This window comes from Marinifilum caeruleilacunae (assembly GCF_013141825.1).
In the GTDB taxonomy this organism is placed as follows: Bacteria; Bacteroidota; Bacteroidia; order Bacteroidales; family Marinifilaceae; genus Marinifilum; species Marinifilum caeruleilacunae.
Genome location: NZ_RZNH01000113.1, coordinates 1 through 755 on the forward strand (window position 1 = coordinate 1; position 755 = coordinate 755).

Below are 755 nucleotides of genomic sequence, written 5' to 3' on the forward strand. Positions count from 1 at the left end.
AGGCACATCACTGGAAATATAGTAGTGCTAAAAATTATGCTGGTGAAAAAGGACAGCTTGATATTGAACTGTTGTAATTGCCTGTATTCACAGGACACGAGCGAGACGCTCGCGCCAGCGGTTGGTGCAAACTCGGACTATCTGGGGGAAATGTTGTTGTTATTCAAAGACTTAAATAATATGAAATCAATAGGATTAATACTTGTAATTTTAACTTTTCTTTCTTGTGCAAACACTAACAAAGTAGCCCCCAGATGGCGCGAGTTTGCACTATCCGCTAGTTCGAGTTTGCAACTCGGACTCTGCGTAGCAGTAAATAAGAAAAGCCCAAGCCACTTGCAGTAAATAAGAAAAAACCAACCCACTTGCAGTAAAATGTAAGTTTTTTTTTACTTAAAAATAAAACGAAAACAAAATTCCTTTTAAGTTAAATTAAATATTTCTATCTTAATTGAGCAATTGAAAATAGGAATAGATTGAGTAGAAAGTATAAATTTTACAATAAAGAAGGCTTGTACTTTGTAAGTTTTGCAACGGTATATTGGATAGATGTATTTGTTCGTGAGCAATATTTTGCAGTCATTACAGAAAGCTTAGAATATTGTTGTAAGCATAAAGGAATGTGTCTTTTTGCTTATTGTATCATGCCAAGTCATTTGCATTTAATATTTAATGATGGAGATTCTAATCCTGGTAAATTGCTTAAGGAGTTTAAAGTCTATTCATCAAAGCAAATTCAAAAAACGATAGAAGAA

The 755-nt window shown here is 33.5% G+C and carries 1 protein-coding gene; it reads left to right on the forward strand.

Annotation, left to right across the window (positions count from 1 at the left end; genetic code table 11):
• Window positions 1–476 precede the first annotated feature (476 nt).
• A partial coding sequence (locus ELS83_RS21710; protein WP_171597629.1) for a transposase occupies window positions 477–755 on the forward strand: 279 nt, incomplete at its 3' end.